We start from the raw sequence: 3,954 nt of genomic DNA on the forward strand, positions 1-3,954 counted from the left end.
CATCGTCGGCACGCAGATCGTCGCCTGGGCCACGCGCGGCGGGATGCCGGTGCACGGCATGGTGGTCGACGCGCGGCTGCGCGACGGCACGCGCGTGGCGCTGGTGCTCGCCCGCAACCTGCGCGACGGCCGCGCGCTGCTGGACCGCTACCGCGACACGCTGTGGCTGGCCGGCGGGGTGGGCGCGGCGCTCTCGATGCTGGTCGGTTATGCCTTGATCCGCCTGTCGCTGCGGCCGCTGCGCGGGGTGGTGGCCGATACCGGCCGCATCACGGTCGACCGGCTCGATACGCGGCTCGACGCGGGGCGCGTGCCGCGCGAGCTGGCGCCGCTGGTCGAGGCCGTCAACGCGATGCTGGCGCGCCTGCAACGCGGCTTTCGCCAGCTCTCGCAGTTCAGCGCCGACCTGGCCCACGACCTGCGCACGCCGCTCAACAACATGCGCGGCGCCACCGAGGTGGCGCTCGGCCGGCCGCGCACGGCGGCCGAATACGAGGCGCTGCTGGAATCGAACCTGGAGGAATACGAGCGCCTGTCGCGCATGATCGAGAACGTGCTGTTCCTCGCGCGCGCCGAGCATCCCGGCTTCGTCACGCATCGGCGCGACTTCGAGGTGCGCGAGGAACTGCTGCGCATCGCCGGTTATTTCGAGGGCCTCGCCGACGAGGCCGGCCTGCAACTGCGGGTGGAAGGCGGCGGGCGGCTGAGCGCCGAGCTGGAGCTGTTCCGTCGCGCGATCGGCAACCTGCTGGCCAATGCGCTGCGCTACACGCCGCGCGGCGGCGAGATCCGGCTGGCCGCGAGCGAGAGCGCCGAGGCGCTGACCATCAGCGTGAGCAACCCCGGCGAGCCGATCGCGCCCGAGCTGCTGGAGCGCATCTTCGACCGCTTCTATCGCGCCGATCCGGCACGCAGCCGCCAGGCGCCCGGCACCGGCGGCGTGGCCGGGCTGGGCCTGGCGATCGTGCGTTCGGTGATGGAGCTGCATGGCGGCACCGTGTATGCCGAGAGCGATGCCGGCGGCACGCGCTTCGTGCTGACGTTTCCGCGCGAGAGCGCGGCCTGAGCCGACAATGCTGCGCGAGGCGCGAGGCGATCGAGGCCCGCGCGCCAACGCGATGCGTATCGGCGCCGGCGCGCGCCGCTCGTCCGCTCAGGCCTCGACCGCGCGCTCGAAGTCCGGCGTGCGATACAGCTCCTCGGGAATCTCGCCGAGCCGCGAGGGATGCAGCTTCGGCCCGAGCCCGTAATACTCCTGGAAGCTCATGATCAGCGGGCGCCACTTGTCGGGATCGATGCGGTTCGGGTGGCCGTCCATCAGGATCGCGCGGTCCACGTGCACGCGCGTGATGCGCGCTTCCAGGATCGCGATGAAACCGGACATCGGGCCTTCCGCGTCGTAGGCGTGCTCGTCCTCCAGCACGGCTTCCAGTTGCACCGGGCATTCGGCCACGCGCGGCGCGAGCACCGTCTCGGCAGGCAGGGCCGTCAGCCCGGCCACGCCGAACTTGTCCTGCTCGTGGCGATAGCCGCGCTCCAGCTTGTCCTGCGGCACCGGGTTCGAGCCGGTGGTGCGGGCCAGCCGGTCGACCGCGCCGACCAGTTCCGGCGAGGGCAGGTTGACCACCAGCTGCCGCGTGCGGCGCAGGTTCTCGGTGGTCTTCGAGCTGCCCTGCAGGCCGAGGAAGCAGCGCCAGCCGAGCCAGAACACCGAGGACATCGGCGCGAGGTTGTGGCTGCCGTCGGCGTTCACGGTGGCGAGCAGGGCGACGGGCGTGCCGAAGTAGAGGATCGAGGGATGGGCGGTGACGTGCATGGCGGGTTTCCTGGGTGGGTGGTTGACGGTTCCCAGGATGCCGGGCGGCGGCGCCCGGCGCGCTCCGGTTCTTGCCGTGCAATCGGGCATGAAACGCGCCCCGATCCGGCAAACCCGCTTCGCGCTCGCGGGCACGCCGGATGCTTCGTGCCAGGCGAGCCCGGCCTCGCGTGCGGGTGCGTTGGCGCGAGCCGCGTTCGGCGCCCCAGCATCGCGGCACGCCTCCATGCGAGGATGCGAAGTCGATCGGCGTCCGCGGCCCGGCATGCAGTGTTTCTCGGTCTTTCCAGCCAGCGGCCCTGACGTCGCCGCCCACCCGTGCGCCGCGCTCGCCATGCGAGGCGGCCTACCTGCGGAGATGCAACGATGCCCGATCCCGCCAATCCCGATTCCTCTTCCCCGGCCGCCCGGCCGGCCGCGCACGATGCGCTCGGCCACCTGCTCGACAGTCTTCACCAGCATGGTTTCCTGCGCGTCGCGCACGACTTCGTCGATACCAACAGCCATATCGCCGGCATGTTGTCCGGGCTCGACCAGCCGGTGGTGCAGAACGGCATGCAGAACCTGCTCGTGCTGCTGACTGCCTTGTCGCGCATCCCGCCCGAGCAACTGGAGCGCACCGCGCTGGCCGCCGGCGATGCGATCCGGCATGTCACGAGCTGGCAGCCGGCCGCGCATCACGACACGGCGCCCGGCGTGACGGGCGCGTATCGGCTGCTGCACGACGAGGCGCTGTGGCAGGCGCTGATGCCCTTGCTCGAAGCGCTGAAGGTATTCGCCGAGGGGCTGTCGCGCGGGCGGCCCGTCGCGAACGGCGGCGCGAACGGGACCTGAGCGACGCATGCGGCTCGGGTGACATGGGCGGGTCGGGCTTTGGTGATGCCGCTGCCCGACCCACGGCCGCCGCCCCTGCCTCGCGCGCGCGGCGCGGCTCAGGCGCGGCCCAGCCCGTCGTAGAGCCCGCGCTCGAAGCGCCCGTAGAGATCGACCACGCGCGCGTCGTAGAACGGCAGCATCTGCGTGAACAGCGCCCCCGTCACGCGCTTGGCGGGATCGATCCAGAAGTAGGTGTTCAGCAGCCCGGCCCAGCTACCCGAGCCGGCGCCGCGCCCGTGCGGCCCCGGCTCGCTGTTGAGATCGAAGGACAGCCCCCACTTGTGCGTCGCGCCGGGGAACTGGTCGAAGCTGTTCGACCAGGCCGGCTGGGCCGTCTTCATTTCGCGAACCTGAAGATCGCCGATCTGGTTGCGGAACATGCTCGCCACGGTGTCGGGCCGCAGCAGCCGCTCGCCGCGCCAGGCGCCGCCGTTCAGCAGCATCTGCAGGAAGGCGAGGTAGTCGCGCGGGGTGCTGAACAGCCCGCCGCCGCCCATGAAGAACTCGGGCCGCTGGTTGGTCTCGAAGGGTTCCGGCGTCAGCGAGCCATCGGCCTGGCGCCGATGCAGGGTGGCGACGCGGCGCTTCTGCGCGCTGCCGATCAGGAAGCCCGTATCGCGCATGCCGAGCGGCGCGAAGATCCGCTCGCGGAACGCCACTTCCAGCGACTGGTCGGTTACCGCCTCCACCAGCTTGCCCACCCAATCCATGCCGATGCCGTATTGCCAGCGCTCGCCCGGCTCGAATTCGAGCGGGGCCGCGAAGGCGCCGTTCAGCGAGTAGCCGATGTCGGGCATGCCCGTGACCTGTTCGTAGCGGCCCAGCGCCTCGCTCCAGATGCTGTAGGTATAGCCCGAGGTATGCGTGAGCAGGTGGCGCACCGTGATCGCGCGGCGCGCCGGGCGCAGCCTGGGCTGGCCGGCCGCGTCGAAGCCCTCCAGCACCCGCGGCGCCTTCAGTTGCGGCAGGATTTCGGCGGCGGGCTGGTCGAGCGCGAGCCGGCCCTGCTCGATCAGCTGCATGCAGGCGGTGGCGGTGATCGCCTTGGTCATCGACAGCATCCAGAACACCGTATCGGGGCCGATCGGCTCGCCGGCCGCGTTGGCCGGGCCGCGCGCGCCCTGGTAGGCGAGCCCGCGCTCGGTGGCGGGCAGCTTGCGGCTGCCGTCCTCCACCACGAAGTCCCACAAGGTCAGCAGCACCTCGACCAGCACCAGCGCGGCGATCGCCAGCGTCCAGGCGCCGAGGAAGGCCAGGTGCGC

4 protein-coding genes are annotated in these 3,954 nt (G+C 71.5%); 2 read left to right on the plus strand and 2 right to left on the minus strand.

What is annotated here, in order from left to right; genetic code table 11:
- The coding region (locus tag F3J18_RS35865; RefSeq protein ID WP_166916858.1) for a heavy metal sensor histidine kinase at positions 1-1,066 on the plus strand (1,066 nt) is incomplete at its 5' end.
- Positions 1,067-1,153: 87 nt separating this feature from the next.
- On the opposite strand, the gene F3J18_RS35870 is transcribed toward F3J18_RS35865, so the two are convergent.
- On the minus strand, positions 1,154-1,816 hold the full coding sequence (locus F3J18_RS35870; protein WP_025099191.1) for a flavin reductase family protein: 663 nt from the start codon (positions 1,814-1,816) through the stop codon (positions 1,154-1,156).
- A gap of 366 nt (positions 1,817-2,182) precedes the next feature.
- On the opposite strand from F3J18_RS35870, the gene F3J18_RS35875 reads away from it, so the two are divergent.
- The gene (locus F3J18_RS35875) at positions 2,183-2,650 is read left to right on the plus strand and encodes a hypothetical protein (RefSeq protein WP_025099192.1); all 468 of its coding nucleotides are present in this window, start codon (positions 2,183-2,185) and stop codon (positions 2,648-2,650) included.
- A 98-nt stretch (positions 2,651-2,748) separates the two neighbouring features.
- Here F3J18_RS35875 and F3J18_RS35880 read toward each other — a convergent pair.
- A partial coding sequence (locus F3J18_RS35880; protein WP_240156503.1) for a serine hydrolase domain-containing protein occupies positions 2,749-3,954 on the minus strand: 1,206 nt, incomplete at its 5' end.

The sequence above is a fragment of the Burkholderia sp. Ax-1720 genome, assembly GCF_011753035.1.
GTDB lineage: Bacteria > Pseudomonadota > Gammaproteobacteria > Burkholderiales > Burkholderiaceae > Burkholderia > Burkholderia gladioli.

What these genes read in the sequence shown, in the direction of transcription:
- F3J18_RS35870 (WP_025099191.1), bottom strand. Translation starts at nt 1,816, where the DNA reads ATGCACGTCACCGCCCATCCCTCGATCCTCTACTTCGGCACGCCCGTC.
- F3J18_RS35875 (WP_025099192.1), top strand. Translation starts at nt 2,183, where the DNA reads ATGCCCGATCCCGCCAATCCCGATTCCTCTTCCCCGGCCGCCCGGCCG.